Here is a 24,250-nt window from a genome sequence, read left to right as displayed (position 1 = left end):
GCCATTCTTGTAGCCGGCCCCGTGGCGACCTTGTAGCGATGACTGCAGTTGCCTAAGATGACTGCATTGCTGCCATGCCCGTCGGGTGAATGAGATGCCGATCCTCACTGTTCGCAATGTTCCGGATGAGGTTCACCGCGCCCTGCGTGTGCGAGCTGCCCTGCACGGCCGCAGCACGGAGGCGGAAGTCCGCAGCATCCTGGAAAGCGCCGTCAAGCCCGTCGAGCGGGTCCGCATGGGCGACGCGCTGCGCAAGCTCGGTCGTCGCGTCGGTTTGAAGGACAAGGATCTCGCGGTGTTCAAGCGCGACCGGACACCCGCCGAGCCGATGCGCTTCGAATGATCGTGCTCGATACCAATGTCGTGTCCGAAGCCATGAAGCCCGCGGCCGATGCAGCCGTTACGGCGTGGCTGAATGACCAGGCCGACGAGACGCTGTACCTGTCCAGCGTGACGCTGGCCGAGCTGTTGTATGGCATCGGTACTTTGCCCAGCGGTCGGCGCAAGGATGCACTGGCGGGTACCTTGGATGGATTGCTTGAATTGTTCGGGCAACGCGTGCTGCCGTTCGATGCCGAGGCGGCGCGCTGTTATGCGCCCTTGGCTGCCAAGGCCAGGGCGGCTGGCAAGGGTTTTCCCACACCGGACGGCTACATCGCAGCGATCGCCGTCGCGCATGGCTTCGCCGTAGCCACGCGCGATGCCAGCGCGTTCCTGGCCGCCGACGTGGCGGTGATCGATCCGTGGCGTATGCGATGAGCTGGCGGCTCGCGCGTCGTCGCGGTTCAAGCGTGACGCTCACGCCGGCAGCAGCTTGCCCGGGTTGAGGATGCCGTGGGGGTCGAACTGCGCTTTGACTGCGCGCATCAGTTCGAGCGTGGGTGCGGCGATGGCGAGCGGCATGAAGTCGCGCTTTTCGAGGCCGATGCCGTGTTCGCCGGAGAGGGTGCCGCCGAGCGCGATCGTGGTCGCGAACAGCTCGGCGAGCACGCGCGGCGCCTGGGCCGCCTTGGACAGATCTTTCGGGTCGAACATCAGGTTGACGTGCAGGTTGCCGTTGCCGGCATGGCCGAAGCAGACGATGGCGATGCCGCTTGAAGCCGCGAGCGCGCGCGTCTTCGCCACCAGCGCCGGCAGCTGCGACACCGGCACTACCACGTCTTCGTTGATCTTTCGCGGAGCGATCTGTTTCAGCGCCGGCGACAGCGCCTTGCGCGCTGCCCACAGGCGCGCCACTTCCGCGGCTGACTGCGCGGCATCGAGTTGCAGCAGGCCGTCGCCGGTGGCTGCGACCGACACCGCGGCGACGGCGTGGTCGATCGCGGCTTCGGCGCCATCGACCTCGATCATCAACAGCGCGCCGGCGGGCGGGATGTCGGCGCCGCCGATCTCGCGCGCCAGGCGCACCGCCTCGGCATCCATGAACTCGAGTGCGCACGGGATCTGCGGCTGGCGCATGATGCGCGCGACTGCGGCGGCGGCGCTTTCGACATCGCGATAGAGCACGCGCAGCGTGCGCAGCGATTGCGGCAATGGCAGCAGTTTGAGCGTGGCCTCGCCGATCACCGCGAGCGTGCCTTCCGAGCCGATGACCAGGCGCATCAGGTCGTAGCCGGTGGCGCCCTTGGTGGTGCGCGAGCCGAACCGGTGGATGATGCCGCGACCATCGACGCAGCGCAGCGCCAGGGTGTTGTCGCGCGCCGCGCCGTACTTCACCGCGCGCGGTCCGCCGGCATTGCAGGCGAGGTTGCCGCCGATGCTGCAGAACGCGGCGCTGGTCGGGTCCGGCGCGAAGAACAGTCCGTGCGCGGCGGCGGCCTGCTGCAGTTCGCCGTTGAGCACGCCGGACTCGACCACGGCGACGCGGTCTTCGGGATCGACCTCGAGGATGCGCTGCATGCGTTCGCAGGACAGCACCAGCCCGGCGGCGATCGGAACGCTGGCGCCGGTGGTGTTGGTGCCGCGACCGCGCGCGACCAGCGGCACGCGCAGCTCGGCACAGTACGCGACGATGGCGCCGATCTGTTCGATCGTGCTCGGCAAGGCCACTGCGTCGGGTAGCGACTGGCGCCGTGAATTGTCGTAGCTGTAGGCGATGCGGCTGGCGTCGTCATGATGCACCGCGTCTGCGGGCAGCACGCCGGCCAGGCGGCGGAGCAGCGTGTCGATCGCGGCGCTCATCCATCCACCCGGAAGGCGTCGCGAATCCACTCGAACTGCGGTGCGTCGAGCGCGCCGGTGGCCGCGACCACGTCGAAGCGGCAGGGCGTGTTCGCGTAGCGCGGGTGGCCTTGCAGGAACAGTGATGCGGCGCGCACCAGCTTGGCGCGCTTGGCGCGGGTGATCGAGTCGATGCCGTCGCCGTGGCCGGCATGCGCGCGGTAACGCACCTCGACGAACACCAGCACCTCGCCGTGCAGCATCACCAGATCAAGCTCGCCGAGGCGGTAACGAACCTGGCGCGCGAGGGGTCGCAGCCCCTGCGCGACCAGCCAGCGCTCGGTCGCGGTTTCGAGGGCATCGCCGACCGCGCGCTTTTCGCTCATGGCGCCGATTCGATCACCAACCGCAGCGCCGATGCCGCTTGCGGCGCGCCCTGCACGAAGCGGTACAGCTGCGGCAGGCGCCGGATGCGCCCGAAGCGGTCGGACAGCAACAGGCCGCTGGCACCGTCCAAGTAGCGCCCGGGTTGTGCGCGCAGGTGCGCCAGGTACGGCAGCAACTGGTAGGCATCCAGCCCAAACGCGAACAGGCGCGGGCTGTGCGCGGCCGCGCCGAGGTCGTGCGCGAGCGCGTCGCGGCTCGGCAGGCCGACTACGCCGCCATGTGCCCACGGCGCGTCCAGGAACACCAGCCCATCGAGGTCCTTGTCCAGCGTCGCCTGAACCGTGCCGGCGAATACGTGCGAGGTCGCCAGCATCGGCAGGGTTGCGGCGATGGAGACGCGCAGTTGCGGCACCAGCAGGCGCGCGGTCGAGGGGCGCACGGCGATGAAGACGGCGTCGGCGAGCAGCGCCTCCGCGGGCGCGTCCGAGGCGCCGACCAGGGCGGTGATCGCATCAGCGAAATCGACATCGCTGTCGCGCAACAGGCGGCGACCGCTGATCGAGCCGCCGAGTGCGCGCAGCTGCGAATCGAACGCGGCCAGCGCGCGTTCGCTCCAGTCTTCATTGGTGCCGAATACGGCGATGCGCTTCGCGCCTTCGGCGACCATGCGCTCGGCCGCATGCGCGGCTTCTTCTTCCGGCACCAGACCGAAACGGAAGCTGTTCTCGGAGGCGATGGTCTTGGCTTCGGGGTGGTTCAGGGCCAGCACCGGCACGCGGCCATCGGCGGCTTCGAGGAGGGCATCGACCTGGTCGCGTTCGACCGGGCCGAGCACGGCATCGACACCCTCGCGCAGCGCCTGACGATAGGCCTCGAGCGCACTGCGGCGGGTGCCGCCAACGTCGTACACCTGCACCGATGCCGCAGCCGCGAATCGGTAGTGCGCGCACAGCACGCCGTCGAGGATGGCTTTGCCGGCGGCGGCATATTCACCGCTGGTGGGCAGCAGCACGCCGAGCTTGTGCAGCGGCACGAAGCCCTCGCGCTGCATCTCGCCGTCGTCGGTCGCCACCTCGATGCCGACCGCCGCGCCGGGCTCTATCGGCGCACGCGCCGGTGCTTCGCCGTTGGCGCGCAGCGCCCGCTCCAGCCAGGGACGCAGCACGTCGTCGGCGGCGAGCGGCGCGAGGTCGGCATGCAGGCGTGCGCGATCCTGGGCGGCGATCAGATCGAGCAGTTCGCGCTGCGTTTCGCGGCGCTCGTCGGCCGGCAGCAGGGCGACCAGGCGCAGGCGCGTGCGCGTCGCATCCAGATAGCGACCCTCGGCCTGGAACGCGCGTGCCTGCAGTTCCAGCCAGCGCTCGCGCACCGCTGCCGGAATGCGCGCGTCGTCGACGGCGAGCAGCCCCGACGCCCGCGCGGCCTGCTGCCGGCTCAGCGCGAGCTCGGCTTCGAGCAGGTCGTAGCGCAGGTTCTGCTCGGCATCGAGCTTCTTGCGCTTGATCTCGCCGAGCAGGCGCGCGACATCGTCGAACTCGGCTTCCTCGCGCCAGGCCTCGGCCGCGAGCAGCCGGTAGTGGTCGCGCAGGGCACGCTTTTCGGTGGCCAGGCGCTCGTATTCGGTGCCTGCCGCGGCGTAGTCGCCGGCGCCGATGCGTTCGCGCGCGCTGGTTTCCTGCACCGCGTCGGGCACCGGCGGCGTGGTCTGGCAGCCGGCGAGGGCCAGTGCGATCAGCACGGTGCTGGAGAAAAGCAGTCGGGACATGCGCGTGCTCGCAAAAGAACAGCAGGGCCGCGATGATAGCGAAGCCATGTCCGCCCACGCGCCCCCCGCCGCCGGTTGCCTGTATGTCGTCGCGACCCCGATCGGGCACCGCGACGACCTTTCAGCGCGCGCCATCGACACGCTGCGCAGCGCCGACCGCATTGCCTGCGAGGACACCCGCCACAGCGCGCCGCTGCTGGCGCTGGTCGGGGCGGGCGCGCCGGCGGTGGCCCTGCACGAGCACAACGAGGCACAGGCGTCGGCAAAGCTGGTCGAGCGCATGCTCGCCGGCGAGCGCATCGCGCTGATCTCGGATGCCGGTACGCCGCTGGTCAGCGATCCCGGCTACCGCCTGGTGCAGGCCGCGATCGCCGCCGGCGTGCGCGTGGTGCCGATTCCCGGGCCGAGCGCGCCGATCGCGGCGCTGTCGGTGTCCGGCCTGGCCAGCGACCGCTTCAGCTTCGAAGGCTTTCTGCCGACCAAGCCGGGTGCGCGGCGCGAGGTGTTCCAAGCGCTGGTCGATGATTCGCGCACGTTGATCTTCTTCGAGGCCAAGCACCGCATCGTCGAGTCGCTGGCCGATGCCGTGACCGTGTTCGGCGGCGAGCGCCGCGCTGCGATCGCGCGCGAAATCACCAAGCTGCATGAAACCATCCTGCGCGGCACCCTGGCGGAACTGCAGGCGCGCGTCGCGGCCGATCCGGAACAACAGCTCGGCGAATTCGTGCTGCTGATCGCCGGCGCCGATCGCGACATGGTGACGGCGCGCAAGGAACGCGATGCGATTGCGCTGGCGCGTCGCCTCGCGACCGAGATGTCGGCGAGCCGCGCTGCCAAGCTCGCTGCCGAGATCAGCGGGGCGTCGAAGAACGCGCTGTATCGAGCCCTGACCGAAGCGACGCCGTAGCCGGTGCCGCTCGAAACTACGGCGTGCAGGCCGCGCCCTTCGCGTCCGCATCGAGCACCAGTTCGACCCGCAGCGGATAGTGGTCGGAACCGATGTCGGGCCCGCGCTCTGAGGCGCGCACCGCCCAGTGCCGACTGACCAGCACCTGGTCGATCGGGATGCCGATGACGCCCCGACCGGCGCTCGGCCAGGTCGGTGCGAGCCCGCTGGCGCGGCGCAGTCCGAGGTCGTCGAGTCCGGCGAATGCCGAGGACCACGGGCTCGCATTGAGATCGCCGGCGACGATGCGCGGTCTGCCGTCAACTCCTGCTGCAAGGCTTTGCAACCGGCGATCGCGTGCCTGCCGGTACACCGGCGACAGCGGCGGCATCGGATGCCAGGCGACGAGATCCATGCATTGGCCCTGCCACTCGAGCTGCGCTTCGATGCGCGCGATGCCGAACTCGTCGTGCTGCACCGCGACCGCGGTCAGCGGGAATCGCGACAGCAGCGCGATGCCGAAGGGGTCATCAGCGGGCTCGATCTGCTGGTGCGGATAGTCCGGCAGCGCGGCCAGCGTCGGTGCCAGCGCGGTGCTCGCTTCGAGCACGATCACCAGGTCGGGGTCGGTCGCGGCGAGCCAGTCCAGCAGCAGCTGTGGCTGCGGATTGTCGTGCTGCACATTGGCGATGGCGATGGCGAGTGTGGGCGCTGCAGCAGCCGTGCTTGCCGGGGCGCCCGGTGCTGCGCTGAACCAGGGCAAGGCAGCGAAGGGCAGTGCCAGCAGCCAGTGCGGTTGTCGCAACGCCGCCAGCGCGCCGCAGAGCAGCAGGACGGCGGCATACAGCCACTGCCAGTGCGCGCCCAGATCGAGCAGCCAGGGCAGGCGCCCCTCGAATCGGCGAAGCGCCGCGCCAGCCACGGCAGCAGCAGCCCTGCAGCGCACAAGAGCACCAGCACGCGTGCTCGCAGCGCCACCGCATCCTGCCAGCGATTCACCGTGCTTCCTCGGCTACCGCTGCAAGCGCAGCAACTGCGGCCGCCCCGGCAGCGCCAGCTGCGCTTCGCGCGGCGGATTGCGCGCCACCACCTTGCCGCGACGGATCACCTGCAGACGATTGGCCTTGAGCCGGATCGCATCGAAAGCGTCCTGCGCCTGCAGCACCACCAGATCGGCGTGGCAGCCCGGTGCGATGCCATACGCTTCGAGTCCGAGGATTCGCGCCGGGTTCGTGGTGATCGCCTCGAAGCACTGGCGGATCGCCACCTGCGAGGTCATCTGCGCGACGTGCACGGCCATGTGCGCGACCTCCAGCATGTCGCCCGATCCGAAGGCGTACCACGGGTCCATCACGCAGTCGTGCCCGAATCCGACGTGGACGCCGGCGGCGAGCAGCTCCGGCACGCGCGTCATGCCGCGGCGCTTCGGGTAGCCGTCATGACGGCCCTGCAGGGTGATGTTGATCAGCGGATTGGCGATCGCCGCGACGCCGGCCTCGGCCATCAGCGGCAGCAGCTTGGACACATAGTAGTTGTCCATCGAGTGCATCGAGGTCAGGTGCGATCCGGCGACGCGACCGTGCAGGCCGAGGCGGTGCGTCTCTGCGGCCAGCGTTTCGATATGGCGCGACTGTGGATCGTCGGACTCGTCGCAGTGCAGATCAACGCGCAGCCCGCGTGCGGCGGCGATCTCGCACAGGCGCGTGACCGAGCGCGCACCCTCGGCCATGGTGCGCTCGAAGTGCGGGATGCCACCGACGACTTCGACGCCGAGATCGAGCGCGCGCAGCAGGTTGCGTTCGCCATTCGCCGATCGGTACAGCCCGTCCTGCGGGAATGCGACCAGTTGCAGGTTCAGATATGGCGCGACCGTCTTCTTGACCTGCAGCAGCGCCTCGACCGCGAGCAGACGGTCGTCGCAGACATCGACATGCGAGCGGATCGCGAGCAGGCCCTGGCTGACCGCGAGATCGCAGTAACGCAGCGCGCGCTCGACGATCGCCTCCATCGTCAGCAGCGGCTTCAACTCGCCCCACAGCGCAATGCCCTCGAGCAGGGTGCCGCTCTGGTTCACCCGCGGCTGGCCATAGCTCAGCGCCGAGTCCAGATGGAAATGCGCGTCCACGAACGCCGGCGACACCAGGCAATCGCGCGCGTCGATCTCCTCGCCGGCGCTGGCCGCCAGTCCGCGCTCGACCGTCTCGATGCGTCCGCCGCGCACGCCGATGTCGATGTCGACGCGCCCATCCGGCAGGTTGGCATGGCGAACGATCAAGTCCATCGGCGGCTCCGGAATGCGGCGTGCAGGCGCCAGAGCGTATCGCCATCAAGCCGGGCTGTGGCAGCAGCCCACGTCCGCGATAAGCTCGCCGCCTCGCATTCGTCGTCTCAAGGAACATGCATGGCCACCTGGTATTACGGCGACGCCCAGCGCAATCGTCACGGACCGCTCAGCCCGACCGAACTGGCCGCGCTGCATGCGCGCGGTGAACTGCAGCCGGACACGCCGGTATGGCGCGAAGGGCTGGATGGCTGGAAGCCCTGGCGCGAGGTGATGGGCGAAGTGGTCGGTGCTGGCGCACCACCGGTACCGCCGACGCCGGGCGAACCGGTATCCCCCTACGCGCCACCGCGCGCGCAGCTGCACGACGAGGGCGCGGTCGTGGCCGGCGGGCACGTGGTCTACGCCGGATTCTGGAAGCGCTTTGCGGCGGTGATCCTCGACAGCTTCGTCACCGGTTTCCTGACCTGGATGCTGATGATCCCGGTGTTCCTGGTGCTCGGTGCCGGGTTCGGCGACTTCGCGCAGCTGGGTACCGGGAGCAACGTGCTGCTGACCTTGCTCTACTATCTGTTCGCCATGGGTGTTCCCCTGGTCTACATGAGCTGGATGCACTCCTCGTCGAACCAGGCGACGCTCGGCAAGATGGCGGTCGGCATCAAGGTCACGCGCGTGGACGGTACCCGCATCAGCTTCCTGCGCGCGTTCGGACGCTACTTCGGCTACATGCTGAGCAGTCTACTGCTGTGCATCGGCCTGATCATGGCCGCGTTCACCGAACGCAAGCAGGCGTTGCATGATTTGATGTGCGACACCCTGGTCGTCGACAAGCACGCCTTCACCGCCACGCCCGAGCTGCAGCAGGAAGGACTCGGCGCAGTCGCCATCATCGTGCTGGTGCTCACCGGACTGATGTTCCTCGGCATGATCGTGCTCATCGGCATTGCCATCGCCGCGCTCTCCTCGGGCGGCTGGCACTGATCGAACCCATCAGGAGGCCCCTCGTCGGGGCCTCCCGCTGGAGTCCGCTTGCGAGAGCCTCTCGCCGCAGCCGTGGTGTGGGAGCGGCCTGTGGCCGCGATTGCCCTGCCTCCCCCTCCGCCTACGGCAGCGCCCGCAACTCCACCTCCGCGATCATGCTGATGCGCTCCGAAGTCAGCAGCACATCGTGCTCGTCCGAGCCATAGCGTGCGGTCTCGCGCCGCGCCAGTTTCGGGCTGTACTCGACTTCGTCGTGGTCGCGCACGCCGAACTGGATGTTTCCGATCCGCCATTGCCGACTGGTCAGCTCGTTGAACTCGACGATGCGCGCCTGCGCCTGGCGGATCAAGTCGCCGTGCAGCTTCTCGGTCTCGGCGACCAGCATCGACGGAAGCAGCTTGTAGTCCACCCCTGGATTCTGGATCGCCAGACCCTCGCAACTGGCGAGGCGCGCACGCTCGACCAGGTTCACGTTCTCCTCGCGCGGCACGCGCGCGTATCCCATCAGCTTGACCCGCTCGAAGCCCGAGTCATCACGCGTGCGCTCGGTCATCGCGGTGTGCCACTGCGCATCGACGAACTGCTTCAACGCGGTTCGCACCCTGCTCTCCAGTCCCGCCACATCGCGGTCCTGCGCCGACACCAGCGCCACCACCTCGACCATCACCGCGATCGACGTACGCTTCACCAACCGCTCCGCCGTCAGCCGCAACCGCAGCGTGTCGTACACCGGCACCATCACCTGCACCCGCTCGTTCATCACCCGCCTCCCGCAACCCCGGCCCAGCGCCGGCAAGACCAGCACAACACAGGTCCGTCGCAGCGCTTGCGACCGGGGGGCGGAGACAGGAAGGCAACCTGACGGGGGCAGACGCCGAGGACGAAAGCGACAAAGGCGAACAGCACGGTTGACCGCAGGCTGTGCCAGGTTTAGCCTAGGAGCCGTTCAACATTGCTTAACAGGTGTGCGATGGAAGTCGTCTTGCGCAAGTACGGCAACAGTACGGTGGCGGTGTTGCCACCGCCGCTGTTGCGGGATCTCGGGTTGGCCGCCGGGCAGTCGATGACACTCAGCACGACGGTGGACGGCAGCGTCGTGCTGACGCGCAAGCGCAAGTACGTGCTGGCCGACCTGATTGCCCAGTGTGATCCGAAAGCGCTGCCGCCCGCCGACCTGCGGCTGTGGGAGTCGGCACGGCCGGTTGGCAACGAGGTGTGGTGATGGCGGTATTTGATCGTGGCGACGTGGTGCTGGTTCCGCTCGATCCCGTGCTCGGGCACGAACAGCGCGGCACGCGCCCGGCGTTGGTGCTGAGCGGGCGCGAGTTCAACCGTTTCGGCGACGTGTTGGTTGCACCGATCACGCAGGGCGGCGATCACGCGCGCCATGCCGGCTTCGCCGTCAGCCTGATCGGCACCGGCTGCAAGACGCAAGGAGTTGCGCTGGTGAACAAGATTCGCATCATGGATCTGGCGGCACGCAAGGCGCGTCGCATCGAGCGCGCGCCGAAGGAAATCGTCGAAGAGGCGCTGGCGCGGCTGCAGGCGGTGCTGGATGCCAGCTGACGCGGTTCCAGTTCTGCAATCGAGGTGAGTCTGCGGCTGCGGTGGCTGGCTTGCCGTGGTGCCTTGCGCTCTGGTATTACATTGATGACACTGTGTATTACCCTGGGAGACGCACATGACCACGACGATGACCGTCAAGGGCCAGGTCACGATACCGAAGCGGGTGCGCGAAGCGCTGCGTCTGTCGCCGGGTGACGGCGTGGACTTCGATGTCAATCATGCAGGCGAGGTGGTCGTGCACAAGGCCGGCAGCGGCGACACTGCCAAGCGCGATCGTTTCGCTTCGGCGCGCGGCAAGGCGCAGGTGAAGTGGCGCACCGACGAGCTGATGGCGTTGTTGCGCGGCGCGGATTGAGCGCGGTCGTGGTGGTTCTGGTCGACACCAACGTCCTGCTGGATGTGCTCGAAGATGACCCCGAGTGGGGCGATTGGTCGCTACGCCAGTTGCGCATCCAGGCGAAGGTGCACGAGTTGGTCATCAATCCGGTGATCTACTCGGAACTGTCGCTGGGCTTCGAATCGGTTGCCGCCTTGGACTCCACCGTCACCGGCATGGGTCTGCTCGTAGCAGAATTGCCGCGTGCTGCGTTGTTCCTGGCCGGTCGAGCCTTTGTCGAATATCGCCGCAGCGGCGGAACCAAGGCGAACGTGTTGGCCGACTTCTTCATCGGCGCGCACGCTGCGGTGCTGGGCTGCGCCATCCTCACCCGCGACGGTCGCCGCTACCGCAACTACTTTCCACGCGTGCGCCTGATCGTGCCGGCCGAACGCAACGATGCCTGAGCGGTGAACGCCGCGAAATGCCGGCGCAGTGCTCGTCCCGGTTGCGCGCTGGTGGTAAAACCACAAGCCCGAATCCCGAAAGAGCGACCATGTCCGAACCTGCCCGCATTCCGCATTTCATCAATGGCCAGCGCGTGAATGGCGTTGGCGAGCGCACTTCGCCGGTATTCAATCCGGCCACCGGCCAGCAGACCGGCGTGCTCGGCCTCGCGGCGCAGGCGGATGTCGAGGCGGCGGTGGCATCGGCCAAGGCGGCATTTCCGGGGTGGGCCAGCACCTCGCCGGCACGGCGTGCGCGGGTGATGTTCAAGATGAGGGAATTGGTCGAGGCGAATGCCAGCCAGCTCGCCGCGCAGATCACTGCCGAGCACGGCAAGACCCATTCCGATGCGCTCGGCGAAGTCGCGCGCGGGCTCGAAGTGATCGAATTCGCCAGCGGCATCCCGCAGTTGCTGAAGGGCGAGTTCACCGAGAACGTCGGTGGCGGCATCGACGCGCACTCGTTGCGCCAGCCGCTCGGCGTCGTTGCCGGCATCACGCCGTTCAACTTCCCGGCGATGGTGCCGCTGTGGATGGCACCGGTCGCGATCGCCTGCGGCAACTGTTTCGTGCTGAAGCCCTCGGAGCGCGATCCCTCGGCTTCGCTGCTGCTGGCCGACTGGTTCAAGGCAGCCGGATTGCCCGATGGCGTGTTCAACGTGGTGCATGGCGACAAGGCCGCGGTCGACGCGATCCTTGCACACGCGGACATCAGGGCGGTCAGCTTCGTCGGCTCGACGCCGATCGCGAAGTACATCTACGAAACCGGCGCGCACCATGGCAAGCGCGTGCAGGCGCTGGGCGGAGCCAAGAACCACATGCTGGTGATGCCGGACGCCGACCTGGACCAGGTCGCCGATGCACTGATGGGCGCCGGCTACGGCTCGGCGGGCGAGCGCTGCATGGCGATCTCGGTTGCAGTAGCGGTCGGTGATGCCACTGCCGACGCGCTGGTCGCGAAGCTGGCGCCGCGCGTGCGTGCACTGAAGATCGGCAACGGCATGACCGCGGGCATGGACATGGGCCCGCTGGTCACGAAGGAGCATCGTGCGCGCGTCAAGGGCTACGTCGATCTCGGCGTGCAGGAGGGCGCGACCCTGGTGGTCGATGGCCGCGATCATGCGGTTGCCGGCCATGAACACGGCTTCTTCCTCGGCGGTTGCCTGTTCGATCGGGTCACGCCGGCGATGCGCATTTATCGCGAGGAGATCTTCGGGCCGGTGCTGTGCGTGCTGCGCGCCGACAGCTACGAGCAGGCGCTGCAGGTGGTCAACGACCACGAGTTCGGCAACGGCACCGCGATCTTCACCCGCGACGGCGATGCCGCGCGCGACTTCGTGCAACGCGTGCAGGTCGGCATGGTCGGCGTGAACGTGCCGATTCCGGTGCCGGCCGCGTTTCATTCCTTCGGTGGCTGGAAGGCCTCGCTGTTCGGCGACCAGCACGTCTACGGCCCGGAGGGCGTGCGCTTCTACACCAAGCTCAAGGCCGTCGCCACGCGCTGGCCGACCAGCATCCGCGCCGGCGCGCAGTTCGTGATGCCGACCAACTCCTGAGTCATCGTTCCCACCTCCGAGAGGGATTCCGCAATGAACGCCCAACCCAAACCCGAACTGTCCGCCGACTTGCGCATCAATGGCCGGCGCTTGTGGGACTCGTTGATGGAGATGGCGAAGATCGGTGCGACGCCGAAGGGTGGCGTCTGCCGGCTGGCGCTGACTGATCTCGACCGCGACGGTCGCGACCTGTTCGTGCGTTGGGCGAAGCAGGCCGGGTGCACGATCCGCGTCGATCGCATGGGCAACGTGTTCGCGCGTCGCGCCGGTCGTGACGATTCGCTGGCGCCGGTGGTGACCGGGTCGCATGCGGACTCGCAGCCCACCGGCGGCAAGTTCGACGGCATCTACGGCGTGCTCGGTGGGCTGGAGGTGATTCGTTCGTTGAACGATCATGGCATCACCACCGAGCGCCCGGTCGAGGTGGTGATCTGGACCAACGAGGAAGGCTCGCGTTTCGCGCCGGCGATGGTTGCCTCGGGCGTGTTCGCCGGCGTGTTCACGCTCGACTACGGCCTGTCGCGCGCCGACATCCACGGTGTGACCATGGGCCAGGAACTCGCGCGCATCGGCTACGCCGGCGATGTGCCGATGGGCAAGCCGATCCATGCTGCGTTCGAACTGCACATCGAGCAGGGCCCGATCCTGGAAGCCGAGGGCAAGACCATCGGCGTCGTCACGCACGCGCAGGGACAGCGCTGGTACGAGGTCGAGTTCATCGGCCAGGAATCGCACGCGGGACCGACGCCGATGCCGCGCCGCAAGGACGCGTTGCTCGCCGCCGCGCGCATGATCGACTGCGTCAACCGCATCGGCCTCGAGCACGCGCCCTATGCCTGCGCGACGGTCGGCATGATCCAGAACCATCCGAACTCGCGCAACGTGATTCCCGGCCGCGTGTTCTTCACCATCGACATCCGCCATCCCGAAGATGCCGTACTCGCCGAGATGGACCGCAAGGTGCGCGCGGCCGTGGCGCAGATCGCTGCGGAGACGCGGGTCGAGGTGCAGCGGCTGGAGCAGATCTTCTACTACGCGCCGGTGCCATTCGATGCCGAGTGCGTCGCCTCGGTGCGTGCCGGTGCCGAGCGCTTCGGCTATTCGCATCGCGATATCGTTGCCGGTGCCGGCCACGATGCCTGTTACCTGGCGCAGGTGGCGCCGACCTCGATGATCTTCGTGCCCTGCGTCGATGGCATCAGCCACAACGAAGTCGAAGACGCCAAGCCGGAATGGATCGAGGCCGGCGGCAACGTGCTGCTGCACGCCATGCTCGGCCGCGCTGGACGCTGACACCCGCAACCTCGGCGGCGCTTTCCCCTCTCCCTCGATGGGGGAGGGGAAGGGGAGAGGGTGGGTTCGGATCGGTGTCGCAGGACGCCCTCTCTCCCGGCCTCTCTCCCGCGAGGGGAGAGAGGAGAAGTGCGCAACCGCCTCGGCGAGGAGGCGTTTATTCGAACCCATTCGCGAACAGCGCCGCAGGAAGCGCGAACTCGCGGGTATGGAAGCCGCGGCCGTAGCTGCCGAGAATCAGGCGCGGCGGGCTCTGCGTCGGGTCGTATTCGAGTTGCGTGACCAGCAGCGTTGCGGGCAGGCCCTGCATCACCGGGGTCCAGTGCGCGCCGCTGTCATCGCTCTGATACACGCCGCCGGCGGTCGCGAGCCACAGCTGGCGCGGATCGAGCGAGCTCGCGATCAGTTCCTGCGGTGCTTCGCCGGTGGCGACACTGTTGATGTCGCCGGTAGCCGAGGTCCAGTTGAGCCCGGCGTCGTGGGTGACGGCGAGGCGGATGGTGGCGTCGAACTGCGCCATCGCGAAGTAGGCGCTGTTTGGTCGGCCGGGATTGCGGTCGGCCTGCAGGCGCGAAGTCGATCCGGCTGCGGGAATGCTGCCCACGGTGGGCGAGCGCACGTTGATGGTCATGTTCGGCGCAGCGCCGGTGAGCACCAGCACGCGGTTGCTGCCGACGCGGTTGACGTAGACCACGTCCGCACCGCTGTTGTTGGCCACGGACAGATTCACCCAGTCGCCCGGCCCGTTGCCCCAGAAGTCGGCCGGCAGGTTGCCGGCGTGCAACACGGACCAGCCGCTGCAGGAAGGGTCGGCACTGATCGAGCGGCGCCAGATCTTGGCATCGAGCGAAGTATTGGTCCCGTAGTCCACGCGCGAGGAGTAGGTGTAGACGCGCTGGCCATAACCGGGTGTGGGTTCGAGCGCGATGCCCCAGGGCGAGGTCATCGGTGTATCCAGCGTGTTCGCGGCACAGCCGGCGTCGTTCTGTTGCCAGCTGGTCCCGCCATCGCGCGACCACCAGCGCGACCATTGCGCACCGAAGCTGGCGGCCATCTCGTTGGCGTTGTCGGAGCTGAGCCCGATCGCGCCGCCGTCGGCGCCGGTGAGATAGCGCACGCGGTTGGCTCCGGCTTGCCCCAGATCGAGCAGCACCGAGCCGGTGTCCCATAGACCGGCAGCGACCAGGTTGCGGTTCTTCAGCGACTGGTTCATCGCGGCGGTGTTGGCCATCACCAGTTGCACGTTCATGGCGAGTGCGTTTTCGCTGGCATCGACCGCGTTGGTGGCGTAGTCGTAGACGTAGACACCGCCATCGTTGGCCAGCACCACGCGGGTGTTGCCGGGCGCGACCGATGTCGGCACAAACTCGAAGTCGGTGTGGTCGGAAAGATTGCTGACGATCTGCTCGAAGACGGGCGAGGCAGCGGTGCCGTTCTCGGTCAGCCAGGCGTCGACCATGCCAGCGGCGACGATGTCCGGGTTGTCCGGATGGACTTCGACCGCGTTGGCGTGGAATCCCATGACGCCACCGAAGTTGATCGCGCCCGAGATCTTGCTCCAGGCAGCGATGCCGTAGGCGCTGCTGCGGAAGACGCCGTTGGAGTTTTGATTGCCGTCGGTGACCATGGCATAGACGTAGGGCGAATCACCGCGATTGGCCGGTCCGGCCAGGGTGATGCGGTCTCTGCCGCCGGTGATGCCGGCGATATTCGCGGTTGCCCAGTCGAAGGGCAGCGTGTCCACCGGCGCGTACTGGATCGTTCCGCCCCAGAGCGCGAGCAGCATCACCCCGTCGTTGTCGCCGGCGGCGCCGGAGACCTGCGCGAAGTCGGAGCAGGCGCCGGTGTGTTCGCGCGTCCAGCTGCCGCCGTAGTTGCGGCTGCGGAAGAAGCCGATGTCGGTGCAGGCATAGAGCGTGCCGGTTTTGAAGCGGTCGCCGGCGATTTTGTAGTAGGTGCCCGGGCTCAGTCCGTCCGGGGTGAATAGCGTCCAGGTGTTGCCGCCGTTGGTGGAACGGTAGAGCCCGGTGCCGTTGTAGCGGCCGCCGCCGACGCCGGTGCCGACGATCAGCCAGTTCGAGTCGGTCGGGTCGACCCAGAAGCCGCCGATACCGGTGGAGCCGGGCAGCGTGTCGGTCAGCGGAATCCAGATGTGGCCGCCGAAGAAGTCCGCCTGTTTCCACAGGCCGCCGCCGAGTGCGCCGGCGTAGAGCACGCGCTTGCTCGCGGCATGGTCGTAGGCGTAGCGCACGTCCATCAGCGCACCTGCTGCGCGCGGCGTGGTGTTCGCATTGACGATGCCAAGCCCTTGCGCGCTCCAGGATCCCGTGGACTTCGCGGCGCCGGAGAGCGCCAGCCGGCGCTCGGCGTTGCGACGCCATTGCTCGGGCGGCGGCGTGCCGGCGTTGAGGCGAAGCCAGACATCGATCTGGGCTGCCTCGTGGTTCAGGTCTGCATCGCGCGTGGCGGCTTTCGTTGCCGCGGCCGGGTCGATGCTTGCCGCCATGCTTTTCGGCGCGCTCAGCCACTGCTGGCGCAACCACAGCGACTGCTCGGGTCGGGCCGGGACGTGCAGGGCGAGTTCGGCGTCGAATGCGCGCGAATCCCCATGCGGGGCGGCGGCGGCCGGGAGGGCGGTGATCGCTGCGATCAGGGTGCAGAGGCGAAGCAGGGGGCGGTCGGACATAGGAGTTGCTGGAGTCGCAGCCAAGGAAGGTCTGGGGCCGAATCCTAGCCCGGGTTTCGACGAGAACGCATTCGGGCGAAAAAACCGGCAGGGTCGCCGCAGGCAGCGCGGCGACCCTGCGGCGCAACTACTCGAAGCCGTCGCCGAACAGGTAGATGCCGGCGGTACACATGCCGGGCGTGCTGGCGTTGGTGATCTGCAGGTCGTCGAGGTAGAAGCCCTCTTCCTCGGTGCCCGGGTCGGAGGAGAAGCGCCAGCGGATCTGCACGTTGCGCGGGCTTCCGCCGCTGAAGGTGTGGGTGAAGGTCTGGAAGGCGTTGCTGGTATCGCCCGAGAACGCGCCTTGGGTGGTGGGGTAGCCGCAGGCATTGATCGGCGGCGTCTGGGTTTGCGAGAAGCTCGACGGATAGCCGGCATCGGGCGCGAGCGGTGTGAACGCGCCGCCGTTGGTGGACACTTCCATGACCACGCCGTCCCAGTTCGTTTCCAGGTTGTAGCGCGCCTTGTAGGTCAGCACCGAGGTGCCGGCCTGCAGCTGGATGGTGGGCGTGGTGATCGCCGCGCAGGTGTCGGCGTTGTAGTTGGTCGATCCGTCCGCAGCGCTGCGATAGCTGTAGCTGCCGGTGGCGAAGCGGTCGTTGCTGATCGACCAGGGCGTGCCGAGCGTCATGAACGACGGCGAGTCGGCGCCGTCGCTAAAGGTGCCCACGACCAAGGTGCCGGAGTTGGGCGTGTGCTTGACGCGGCGGCTGCCGCTCGACTCGTTGCCGCCGGATGGGCCGGGGTTGCCGGTGGTGTTGTCTTCGGCGCGGACCACATAGTGGTAGGTGGTCAACGCCGCTGCGGTCGTGTCGATGTATTCGCTGCCGAGCACGGCGCTAGCCAGCAGGTTCGCCGGGCCGGGCACGAACAGCGGGTCGGTGGAGCGGTAGACGTTGTAGCGCAGGCCGCTGGTGGCCGGGCACTGGTTGCTGCCTTCGCTCCACTGCACGCGCACACCGCAGTCGCCGGGCACGAGCGCGCTGGTGCTGACGCTCGCTTGGTCGAAGGTCGGCTGCAGGGTGCAAATGGCGGTGGAGAGCACGTCGGCGCAGGTGCTGATCGGGCCTTCGCCGCAGGCGTCGACCGCACGCACCTTGTAGGCGTAGTTGTAGCCACCTTGGGTCAGGTTGTCGGTGAGGGTGGTCCCGACGCCATGACCGGCGAGCTGGAAGTCGGCTGCGGTTGCAGTGGCGCAGGTGCCGTTGCTGCGATAGAGCTGGTAGCCGCTGGCGCCGGCCACGACGGCCGCGGTCACGTCCACTGCACCCGCGTTATTGGTGGCGCTGACGCTGGCTGGCGGCGTGGTCACCGCGGTCGCACATTGCGCGCTGGAAACGGCCAGGCCATAGCCCTGCCGATTCGCGCCGGGCTGGCCATCACCCGGCACGGCGCTGGCCTTGACGCGCACCGTGTACACGCCCGCGGTCGGCGCGGTGAAGCGCACCTGTTCCAGCGGGTTGAGGGCGTCGGCACTGCCGCCGGTGGTCGAGTTGGCGCTGGCGCCGCTGCCGGTGATCACGTTGCCGCGATAGAGGTTGGCGCCCTGCACCACCTCCAGGTCGAGGTTGTTGACCAGTGCGGTGCCGGCCGCGCCCGGTGTGCCGGGCGGATCGAACCACGCGAGCGTGGCGCGGAACTCCTGGCCGGCGTTCACCTGTACCGAGTACTCATGCTGCTCGCCGGTGGTGAGGCCAAGCGCCTGTGGCCGCGCGAAGCTGCGCAGGTCGCGGCTGCCGCTCTCGTCGCCGAAATACAGATTGTTGTCGAGCCAGATGCGACCCCAGCCGTAGTTGTTGCTCGGCGCCGTTGCGATCATCGCGGTGCCATTGGTCAGCATTGCCTTCATCTCGGTGCCGAGCGGCTTGCGCGCATCGGCCGGGTTGCGCGTGCCGGTCGGATAGAAACCGTCGCTGAAGTACTGACGCATCAGCGCGGCGGCCCCGGCCACGGCCGGGGTGGCCATCGACGTGCCGGACATGATCGCCGTGTTCGCTTGCTCCGGGTTGGCCGGCGGGTTGCTGTTCTCGGTGTTGCCGGCCGCCGAAGTCAAGGTGCCCGGCGCCATGATGTCGGGCTTGCGCCGCCCGTCGCTGGTCGGCCCGCGCGAGGAATACGAGGCCACCGTGGTGGAATTGCCCGAGCCAAGCGCGCCGACGGTGAGCGCGTGTTTGGCGTGTCCCGGGTGGCCGATCGTGGTGGCGGCGGAGCCGTCATTGCCGGCCGAGAACACGATCAGCATGTCGTCGTGCTGCCACAGCGTCTGGTCCACTTCGGCGTCGCTGCTGGAGTAGGCGCCGCTGTAACCAGAGCCGTAGCTATTGCTGTGCACGAAGGCGCCGCTGTTGCGCGCCTGTTCGAACATCGGCACGCCGCCGGCGCCGGAGAGGCAACCGGTGGTGTCGTGACCGATGTCCTGGAACAGCAGTTGCGCATTCGGCGCCATGCCATCGCCGGTGCCGTAGTTGGGATTGGTCGGCGTGGCCGCGGTTCCGGCGTCGCCGGCGACGGTGCCGGAGGTGTGGGTGCCGTGGAAACTGGTCGGGCTGCCGCCGGGGCAGGTGGCAGTGTTGTCGTAGCCGGTGGCGCCCGGCATCACGAAGTAGCCGTAGACCTTGCGTGTCGCGGACACGGTGCCGGGTGTCGGCGGCGTGGTGTTCTCGGCATTGGTGTAGCTGATGGTCTGGCCGGTGCCGGGGTCGTAGCGGTTGAACCAGCCTTCGTTGCGGTCCAGGCCAGAGTCCGCGACCGCGACGATCTGCCCGGTGCCGGTGATGTCATGCAGCCAGATCGGCGCGTTGCCGATCGGATTGGCGCCAGCCGTGGTGTTGGCCTGGATCGGCCACACCGCGCTGGCGTTGTGCAGCTGCGGGTACTCGAAACGTTCGATCCACTGCACCTCGTCCATTGCTGCGAGTGCAGCGATGCTGCTGGCCAGACGCGCGCGCGGCAGGCGGACGCGCAGCGACGGGAAGGCGCCGAGTTCCTGCACCAGCGGCTGCAGGTCGCCGGTCAGCACGATCACCGTCGACAGCAGCGCCTGCGCCGGCTCGCCACGGAACAGCAGCAGGTTCAGTGCGACGGTTTCCTCGGCGCCGGTATCGATGCCGTCGGCGATCTTGTAGTCGGGCTTCCAGTCGCCGACAAAGCGGATGCGCGCGTCGCTCTGCAGCACGGAACGCACCGCGCCATCCACCTCAACCAGATAGGCGTTGTTCGGCACGTGGCCGACGATGCGCGCACCCTGTGCGGCCAGCCAGCTCGCGTCGGGGCGCGCGTGTTCGGCGAATTGCACGATCGCGTAACGGCTGGCGCCGGGCAGGTGCAGTGTTGCCAGCGGATGGCGCAGCGCCTCGCGTGTCGGATCGAAGATGCCGGCGGCCAGCGCCAGCAATTTCGGGTCGCGCGCCTGCGCGTACTGTTCGGGCAGCGGCGCGGCGGTGCGCGTGCGCGTCACCACGTCGAGCGGCGCCGCGACGGTCGCGGTCAGCATGCAGCTGGCAAGCGCGGCGCTCAGTGCGCGCAATGGAAATCGGTTCATCGGAAGACCCCCGGTAGTGTCGGCAAAGCGGACGCGGATTGTAGACAGGTTGTGAAGCGGCCGCTGGCCCGGGTTTCCGGCTGCAGCTTCCACACGCATCCCGATTGCTTGCCGGTGGCGCGGTGACTGGCTTGCGCCGTGCCCGCAATGCGAATAAAACCGGTCTTTGCCATTGCGGAGGGATCATGGCCAGAAAGGAAACCGGGGACATCGCGGCAGGTCGGCTCGACCCGACGCAGCTTGCAAGGAACTTCTCCGACGTGTCGCCACCGCTCGACCGGCAACGGGCGCTGATCGAGGCCAGTCGCTGCCACTTCTGCTTTGATGCGCCCTGCATCCAGGCCTGTCCGACCGCGATCGACATCCCGGGCTTCATCCGCGCGATCAGCACCGACAACCTGCGCGGCGCGGCGCACAAGATTCTCGACGCCAACATCTTCGGCGGCCAGTGTGCGCGCGTTTGCCCGACCGAAATCCTGTGCGAAGGCGACTGCGTGCGCAATGCGCCCGAAGAGAGGCCGGTCGAGATCGGCGCCCTGCAGCGTTATGCGACCGACTGGGTGATCCGCGACCGCGTGTCGCTGTTCACGCGCGCCGCCACCACCGGCAAGCGCGTCGCCGTGGTCGGCGCCGGCCCAGCCGGCTTGTCCTGCGCGCATGCGCTGGCGATGCACGGTCACGAGGTCGAAGTGTTCGAGGCCCGCGCGAAATCGGGCGGGTTGAACGAGTACGGCATCGCTGCCTACAAGGTCGTCGATTTCTCGCAGCACGAAGTCGAGTGGTTGCTCTCGATCGGCGGCATCTGCGTGCACCACGGCAAGGCGCTGGGACGCGACATCGCCCTGTCGCAACTGCGCCGCGATTTCGATGCGGTGTTCTTGGCCATGGGCCTGGCTGGCGTCAATGCCATGGGCGTCGGCGACGAGCGCCTGCCGGGCGTGCGCGATGCGGTGGACTTCATCGAGGAACTGCGCCAGGCCGAGGACAAGTCGACGGTGCCGGTCGGGCGGCGCGTGGTCGTGATCGGCGGCGGCAACACCGCCATCGACGCCGCGGTGCAGAGCAAGCGCTTGGGCGCCGAGCGCGTCACCCTGGTCTATCGGCGCAGCGCCGAGGCGATGAGCGCCACCGACCACGAGCAGGCGTTTGCGACCGCGGAAGGCGTGCACGTGATCCACTGTGCGCAACCGGCCGAGCTGCTGTCGAGCCACGGCGTGCTCGCGGGCATTCGCTTCGAGCACACCCGCATCGATGGCAACGGCCGCTTGCAGGGCTGCGGCGAATACTTCGATCTGGAGGCCGACCTGCTGCTGAAGGCCATCGGCCAGGTGCTACTGACCGATGGCCTGAACGAGGGTGGCATCGATCTGCTGCGGCTGGAGAAGGGCCGCATCGCCGTGGACGCGAACGGCGCGACCAGCCTTGCCGGCGTCTGGGCCGGTGGCGACTGCGTCGGCGGCAAGACCGACCTGACCGTGCAATCGGTGGCCGATGGCAAACATGCCGCAGCCGCGATCCACGCCCACCTGACCGCCGACCGCGAGGTGCAACATGGCTGATCTACGCAGCAACTTCGTCGGCATCCGGTCGCCGAATCCATTCTGGCTGGCCTCGGCGCCGCCGACCGACAAGGCCTACAACGTGATCCGCGCCTTCGAGGCGGGTTGGGGCGGCGTCGTCTGGAAAACGCTCGGCCTCGATCCGCCGGTGGTGAACGTGAGTTCGCGCTACGGCGCGGTGCAATGGAACGGCCAGCGCATCGCCGGACTCAACAACATCGAGCTGATCAGCGATCGGCCGCTGAAGGTCAATCTCGACGAGATCCGCCAGGTCAAGCGCGACTGGCCGGATCGCGCGATGGTGGTCTCGCTGATGGTGCCCTGCGACGAGCAGAGCTGGCGCTCGATCCTGCCGATGGTGGAAGACACCGGTGCCGATGGCGTCGAACTCAACTTCGGCTGCCCGCATGGCATGAGCGAGCGCGGCATGGGCGCGGCGGTCGGGCAGGTGCCCGAGTACATCCAGATGGTCGCGGCCTGGGTCAAGCAGTATTCGAAGCTGCCCTGCATCGTGAAGCTGACGCCGAACATCACCGACATCCGCTGGCCGGCGCGCGCCGCGAAGAAAGGCGGCACCGATGCGGTGTCGCTGATCAACACCATCAACTCGATCACCAGCATCGACCTCGATCGGATGGCGCCGACACCGACCGTCGACGGCAAGGGCACGCATGGCGGCTACTGCGGCCCGGCGGTGCGTCCGATCGCGCTGAACATGGTCGCCGAGATCGCCCGTGATCCCGAAACCGCCGGCCTGCCGATCAGTGCGATCGGCGGCATCGGGACCTGGCGCGACGCGGCCGAGTTCATCGCGCTCGGTGCCGGCAACGTGCAGGTGTGCACCGCCGCGATGCACTACGGCTTCCGCATCGTCGAAGACATGATCACCGGCTTGTCGAACTGGATGGACAGCAAGGGCTACAAGACCATCGAGGACTTCCGCGGTCGTGCCATCCGCAATGTCACCGACTGGAAGTTCCTGAACCTGAAGTACGACATCAAGGCGCTGATCAACCAGGACCTGTGCATCCAGTGCGGGCTCTGCCACATCGCCTGCGAGGACACCGCGCACCAGGCGATCCGGCGCGAGAAGGACGGCCAGCGCCACTTCGAGGTCGACAACGACGAATGCGTCGGCTGCAACCTGTGCATGCATGTCTGCCCGGTCGACGACTGCATCACCATGCAACGCGTCGACGACGGCTCGTTCCAGAACTGGACCACGCACCCGAACAACCCGATGGCGGAGAAGGCCTGATGCGTGCGAAGGCGATGGACTTCGACAGGGAGCCGCCGGTCAGTCTCGATCTGATCAACACCGACCTGATGCCCACCGCGAAGAACGATCGCACCTGGGACTGGAAGGCGATCGCGGCGCTGTGGGTCGGCATGGTGGTGTGTGTGCCGGCGTACATGATCGCCGCCGGCCTGGTCAGCGAGGGCATGTCCTGGAAGGAGGCGGTCGGCACCATCCTGTTGGCCAACCTGATCGTGCTGGTCCCGATGATCGCGATCGGCCATGCCGGCACCAAACACGGCATTCCGTTCCCGGTGCTGTTGCGCGCCTCGTTCGGCACGCGCGGCGCGAAGGTGCCGGCGCTGCTGCGTGGCCTCGTCGCCTGCGGCTGGTTCGGCATCCAGACCTGGGTCGGCGGCGCCGCGATCTACGCGATCGCGAACCTCCTGACCTTCAATGCGCTCGACGGAGATCCCTTGCCGGTGCTCGGCATCGATGCCGGCCAGACCGGTTGTTTCCTCGCGTTCTGGTTGCTGCACGTGTGGTTCATCAAGAACGGCACCGAGTCGATCCGCTGGCTCGAGTTGTGGGCGGCGCCGGTGCTGATCGCGATGTGCGGCGCGCTGCTTTACTGGGCCTGGGATCGCGCCGACGGCTTCGGGCCGATGTTGTCCACACCTTCGAAATTCGCGCCCGGTGGTGAACGCGAGGGTCAGTTCTTCAGCGTGTTCTGGCCGTCGCTGACGGCGATGGTCGGGTTCTGGGCGACACTGGCGCTGAACATCCCGGACTTCACCCGCTTCGCGCGCAGCCAGCGCGACCAGGTGATCGGCCAGGCGCTCGGCCTGCCGATTCCGATGGCCGCACTCGCCTTCGTCGGTGTCGCCGTCACTTCGGCGACGGTGATCATCTACGGCGAAGCGATCTGGGACCCGGTCAAGCTGACCGAACGCATGGGTGGCTTGGGTGTGATCCTGGCGCTGTTCGCCTTGGTGCTCGCAACCATCACCACCAACCTCGCCGCCAACGTGGTCGCGCCCGCGAACGGTTTCTCGAATCTCAGCCCGCGTCGGATCTCGTTCAAGATGGGCGGCTACATCACCGCCGGCATCGGCATCGCGATGTTCCCGTGGAAGCTGCTCGAGACCACCGGCGCCTACATCTTCACCTGGCTGATCGGTTATTCGGCCCTGCTCGGTCCGATCGCCGGCATCATGCTCGCCGACTACTTCATCATCCGCCGCACCGAGCTCGACAGCGAAGAACTGTTCAAGGAAGGCGGCCGCTACAGCTACCGCAGCGGCTACAACCCGGTCGCGTTCCTCGCCTTGATCCTCGGCGTATTGCCGAACCTGCCGGGGTTCCTGAAAGCCGCCGGTTTCGTCGACTCGTTGCCAGCGATCTTCGATGCGATCTATGCGTACGCGTGGTTCGTCGGGCTGATCGTTGCGGCGGCTGTCTATCTTCTGTTGACCAAGCGCGAGAAGTGAC

General features: G+C 67.7%; 21 protein-coding genes. 13 read left to right on the top strand and 8 right to left on the bottom strand.

Going from position 1 to position 24,250, the window contains the following annotated elements; translation table 11 throughout:
* Positions 1-94 precede the first annotated feature (94 nt).
* Both IPG63_02620 and IPG63_02615 read left to right on the top strand, forming a co-directional pair.
* Positions 95-343 carry a plasmid stabilization protein gene (locus IPG63_02620; protein ID MBK6726146.1) on the top strand — a complete coding sequence of 83 codons (249 nt, stop codon included), beginning with the start codon at positions 95-97 and terminating at the stop codon, positions 341-343.
* Complete coding sequence (locus IPG63_02615) at positions 340-759, top strand: type II toxin-antitoxin system VapC family toxin (protein MBK6726145.1); 420 nt, start codon at positions 340-342, stop codon at positions 757-759. Before IPG63_02620 ends, IPG63_02615 begins: the two co-directional genes overlap by 4 nt.
* A gap of 39 nt (positions 760-798) precedes the next feature.
* Here the strand turns inward: IPG63_02615 and IPG63_02610 are convergent, their stop codons facing one another.
* The 3 genes from IPG63_02610 to IPG63_02600 are packed head-to-tail and all read right to left on the bottom strand — an operon-like array spanning position 799 to position 4,312.
* On the bottom strand, positions 799-2,181 hold the full coding sequence (locus tag IPG63_02610; protein MBK6726144.1) for an FAD-binding protein: 1,383 nt from the start codon (positions 2,179-2,181) through the stop codon (positions 799-801).
* Positions 2,178-2,546: a YraN family protein gene (locus tag IPG63_02605; GenBank protein MBK6726143.1), complete on the bottom strand. Its 369-nt coding sequence runs from the start codon at positions 2,544-2,546 to the stop codon at positions 2,178-2,180. The genes IPG63_02610 and IPG63_02605 overlap by 4 nt, the downstream gene beginning before the upstream one ends.
* Positions 2,543-4,312 (bottom strand): penicillin-binding protein activator, encoded by a 1,770-nt coding sequence (locus IPG63_02600; GenBank protein MBK6726142.1) that lies wholly within the window; start codon positions 4,310-4,312, stop codon positions 2,543-2,545. Before IPG63_02600 ends, IPG63_02605 begins: the two co-directional genes overlap by 4 nt.
* A gap of 46 nt (positions 4,313-4,358) precedes the next feature.
* Here IPG63_02600 and rsmI point away from each other — a divergent pair, with 46 nt between their 5' ends.
* Positions 4,359-5,219: a 16S rRNA (cytidine(1402)-2'-O)-methyltransferase gene (rsmI, locus tag IPG63_02595; protein MBK6726141.1), complete on the top strand. Its 861-nt coding sequence runs from the start codon at positions 4,359-4,361 to the stop codon at positions 5,217-5,219.
* Between the two features lie 16 nt (positions 5,220-5,235).
* Here rsmI and IPG63_02590 read toward each other — a convergent pair whose 3' ends face one another.
* Both IPG63_02590 and IPG63_02585 read right to left on the bottom strand, forming a co-directional pair.
* Complete coding sequence (locus IPG63_02590; protein ID MBK6726140.1) at positions 5,236-6,120, bottom strand: endonuclease/exonuclease/phosphatase family protein; 885 nt, start codon at positions 6,118-6,120, stop codon at positions 5,236-5,238.
* 90 nt (positions 6,121-6,210) lie between these two features.
* The gene (locus tag IPG63_02585; protein MBK6726139.1) at positions 6,211-7,479 is read right to left on the bottom strand and encodes an amidohydrolase family protein; all 1,269 of its coding nucleotides are present in this window, start codon (positions 7,477-7,479) and stop codon (positions 6,211-6,213) included.
* Between the two features lie 120 nt (positions 7,480-7,599).
* Between IPG63_02585 and IPG63_02580 the strand changes: the two genes are divergently transcribed.
* Entirely contained in the window at positions 7,600-8,460 is an 861-nt protein-coding gene (locus IPG63_02580) for an RDD family protein (GenBank protein MBK6726138.1), read from the top strand.
* A gap of 121 nt (positions 8,461-8,581) precedes the next feature.
* On the opposite strand, the gene IPG63_02575 is transcribed toward IPG63_02580, so the two are convergent.
* A complete protein-coding gene (locus IPG63_02575) occupies positions 8,582-9,220 on the bottom strand; it encodes a hypothetical protein (protein ID MBK6726137.1) in 639 nt (212 codons plus the stop codon).
* A 210-nt stretch (positions 9,221-9,430) separates the two neighbouring features.
* Here IPG63_02575 and IPG63_02570 point away from each other — a divergent pair, with 210 nt between their 5' ends.
* The 6 genes from IPG63_02570 to IPG63_02545 all read left to right on the top strand — a co-directional run bounded on the left by IPG63_02570 (position 9,431) and on the right by IPG63_02545 (position 13,697).
* The gene (locus tag IPG63_02570) at positions 9,431-9,682 is read left to right on the top strand and encodes a ChpB-ChpS toxin-antitoxin system antitoxin (protein MBK6726136.1); all 252 of its coding nucleotides are present in this window, start codon (positions 9,431-9,433) and stop codon (positions 9,680-9,682) included.
* Entirely contained in the window at positions 9,682-10,026 is a 345-nt protein-coding gene (locus IPG63_02565; GenBank protein MBK6726135.1) for a type II toxin-antitoxin system ChpB family toxin, read from the top strand. The genes IPG63_02570 and IPG63_02565 overlap by 1 nt, the downstream gene beginning before the upstream one ends.
* Positions 10,027-10,141: 115 nt before the next feature.
* The gene (locus IPG63_02560; GenBank protein MBK6726134.1) at positions 10,142-10,381 is read left to right on the top strand and encodes an AbrB/MazE/SpoVT family DNA-binding domain-containing protein; all 240 of its coding nucleotides are present in this window, start codon (positions 10,142-10,144) and stop codon (positions 10,379-10,381) included.
* 11 nt (positions 10,382-10,392) lie between these two features.
* A complete protein-coding gene (locus tag IPG63_02555) occupies positions 10,393-10,809 on the top strand; it encodes a type II toxin-antitoxin system VapC family toxin (protein MBK6726133.1) in 417 nt (138 codons plus the stop codon).
* An 89-nt stretch (positions 10,810-10,898) separates the two neighbouring features.
* A complete protein-coding gene (locus IPG63_02550) occupies positions 10,899-12,404 on the top strand; it encodes a CoA-acylating methylmalonate-semialdehyde dehydrogenase (protein MBK6726132.1) in 1,506 nt (501 codons plus the stop codon).
* A gap of 33 nt (positions 12,405-12,437) precedes the next feature.
* Positions 12,438-13,697, top strand: a complete 1,260-nt coding sequence (locus IPG63_02545; protein MBK6726131.1) for a Zn-dependent hydrolase — start codon at positions 12,438-12,440, stop codon at positions 13,695-13,697.
* Positions 13,698-13,854: 157 nt separating this feature from the next.
* Here the strand turns inward: IPG63_02545 and IPG63_02540 are convergent, their stop codons facing one another.
* Both IPG63_02540 and IPG63_02535 read right to left on the bottom strand, forming a co-directional pair.
* Positions 13,855-16,383: a hypothetical protein gene (locus IPG63_02540; GenBank protein MBK6726130.1), complete on the bottom strand. Its 2,529-nt coding sequence runs from the start codon at positions 16,381-16,383 to the stop codon at positions 13,855-13,857.
* Positions 16,384-16,510: 127 nt separating this feature from the next.
* Positions 16,511-19,963, bottom strand: a complete 3,453-nt coding sequence (locus tag IPG63_02535) for a S8 family serine peptidase (protein MBK6726129.1) — start codon at positions 19,961-19,963, stop codon at positions 16,511-16,513.
* Between the two features lie 185 nt (positions 19,964-20,148).
* Between IPG63_02535 and IPG63_02530 the strand changes: the two genes are divergently transcribed.
* Genes IPG63_02530 through IPG63_02520 form a run of 3 tightly spaced genes read left to right on the top strand, consistent with a single transcriptional unit; the run spans position 20,149 to position 24,249 of the window.
* A complete protein-coding gene (locus IPG63_02530) occupies positions 20,149-21,522 on the top strand; it encodes an NAD(P)-dependent oxidoreductase (protein ID MBK6726128.1) in 1,374 nt (457 codons plus the stop codon).
* On the top strand, positions 21,515-22,780 hold the full coding sequence (gene preA, locus IPG63_02525) for an NAD-dependent dihydropyrimidine dehydrogenase subunit PreA (GenBank protein ID MBK6726127.1): 1,266 nt from the start codon (positions 21,515-21,517) through the stop codon (positions 22,778-22,780). The genes IPG63_02530 and preA overlap by 8 nt, the downstream gene beginning before the upstream one ends.
* Complete coding sequence (locus IPG63_02520) at positions 22,780-24,249, top strand: NCS1 family nucleobase:cation symporter-1 (protein MBK6726126.1); 1,470 nt, start codon at positions 22,780-22,782, stop codon at positions 24,247-24,249. The genes preA and IPG63_02520 overlap by 1 nt, the downstream gene beginning before the upstream one ends.
* The last annotated feature ends 1 nt before the right edge of the window (position 24,250 follow it).

Source organism: Lysobacterales bacterium, from assembly GCA_016703225.1.
Taxonomy (GTDB): Bacteria; Pseudomonadota; Gammaproteobacteria; order Xanthomonadales; family Ahniellaceae; genus JADKHK01.
This window is presented reverse-complemented; position numbering and strand designations above follow the sequence as displayed.

Coding starts and splice junctions, on each gene's coding strand:
- IPG63_02620 (MBK6726146.1), top strand. CDS start 95: ATGCCGATCCTCACTGTTCGCAATGTTCCGGATGAGGTTCACCGCGCC.
- IPG63_02615 (MBK6726145.1), top strand. CDS start 340: ATGATCGTGCTCGATACCAATGTCGTGTCCGAAGCCATGAAGCCCGCG.
- IPG63_02610 (MBK6726144.1), bottom strand. CDS start 2,181: ATGAGCGCCGCGATCGACACGCTGCTCCGCCGCCTGGCCGGCGTGCTG.
- IPG63_02605 (MBK6726143.1), bottom strand. CDS start 2,546: ATGAGCGAAAAGCGCGCGGTCGGCGATGCCCTCGAAACCGCGACCGAG.
- IPG63_02600 (MBK6726142.1), bottom strand. CDS start 4,312: ATGTCCCGACTGCTTTTCTCCAGCACCGTGCTGATCGCACTGGCCCTC.
- rsmI (MBK6726141.1), top strand. CDS start 4,359: ATGTCCGCCCACGCGCCCCCCGCCGCCGGTTGCCTGTATGTCGTCGCG.
- IPG63_02585 (MBK6726139.1), bottom strand. CDS start 7,479: ATGGACTTGATCGTTCGCCATGCCAACCTGCCGGATGGGCGCGTCGAC.
- IPG63_02580 (MBK6726138.1), top strand. CDS start 7,600: ATGGCCACCTGGTATTACGGCGACGCCCAGCGCAATCGTCACGGACCG.
- IPG63_02575 (MBK6726137.1), bottom strand. CDS start 9,220: ATGAACGAGCGGGTGCAGGTGATGGTGCCGGTGTACGACACGCTGCGG.
- IPG63_02570 (MBK6726136.1), top strand. CDS start 9,431: ATGGAAGTCGTCTTGCGCAAGTACGGCAACAGTACGGTGGCGGTGTTG.
- IPG63_02565 (MBK6726135.1), top strand. CDS start 9,682: ATGGCGGTATTTGATCGTGGCGACGTGGTGCTGGTTCCGCTCGATCCC.
- IPG63_02560 (MBK6726134.1), top strand. CDS start 10,142: ATGACCACGACGATGACCGTCAAGGGCCAGGTCACGATACCGAAGCGG.
- IPG63_02550 (MBK6726132.1), top strand. CDS start 10,899: ATGTCCGAACCTGCCCGCATTCCGCATTTCATCAATGGCCAGCGCGTG.
- IPG63_02545 (MBK6726131.1), top strand. CDS start 12,438: ATGAACGCCCAACCCAAACCCGAACTGTCCGCCGACTTGCGCATCAAT.
- IPG63_02540 (MBK6726130.1), bottom strand. CDS start 16,383: ATGTCCGACCGCCCCCTGCTTCGCCTCTGCACCCTGATCGCAGCGATC.
- IPG63_02535 (MBK6726129.1), bottom strand. CDS start 19,963: ATGAACCGATTTCCATTGCGCGCACTGAGCGCCGCGCTTGCCAGCTGC.
- IPG63_02530 (MBK6726128.1), top strand. CDS start 20,149: ATGGCCAGAAAGGAAACCGGGGACATCGCGGCAGGTCGGCTCGACCCG.
- preA (MBK6726127.1), top strand. CDS start 21,515: ATGGCTGATCTACGCAGCAACTTCGTCGGCATCCGGTCGCCGAATCCA.
- IPG63_02520 (MBK6726126.1), top strand. CDS start 22,780: ATGCGTGCGAAGGCGATGGACTTCGACAGGGAGCCGCCGGTCAGTCTC.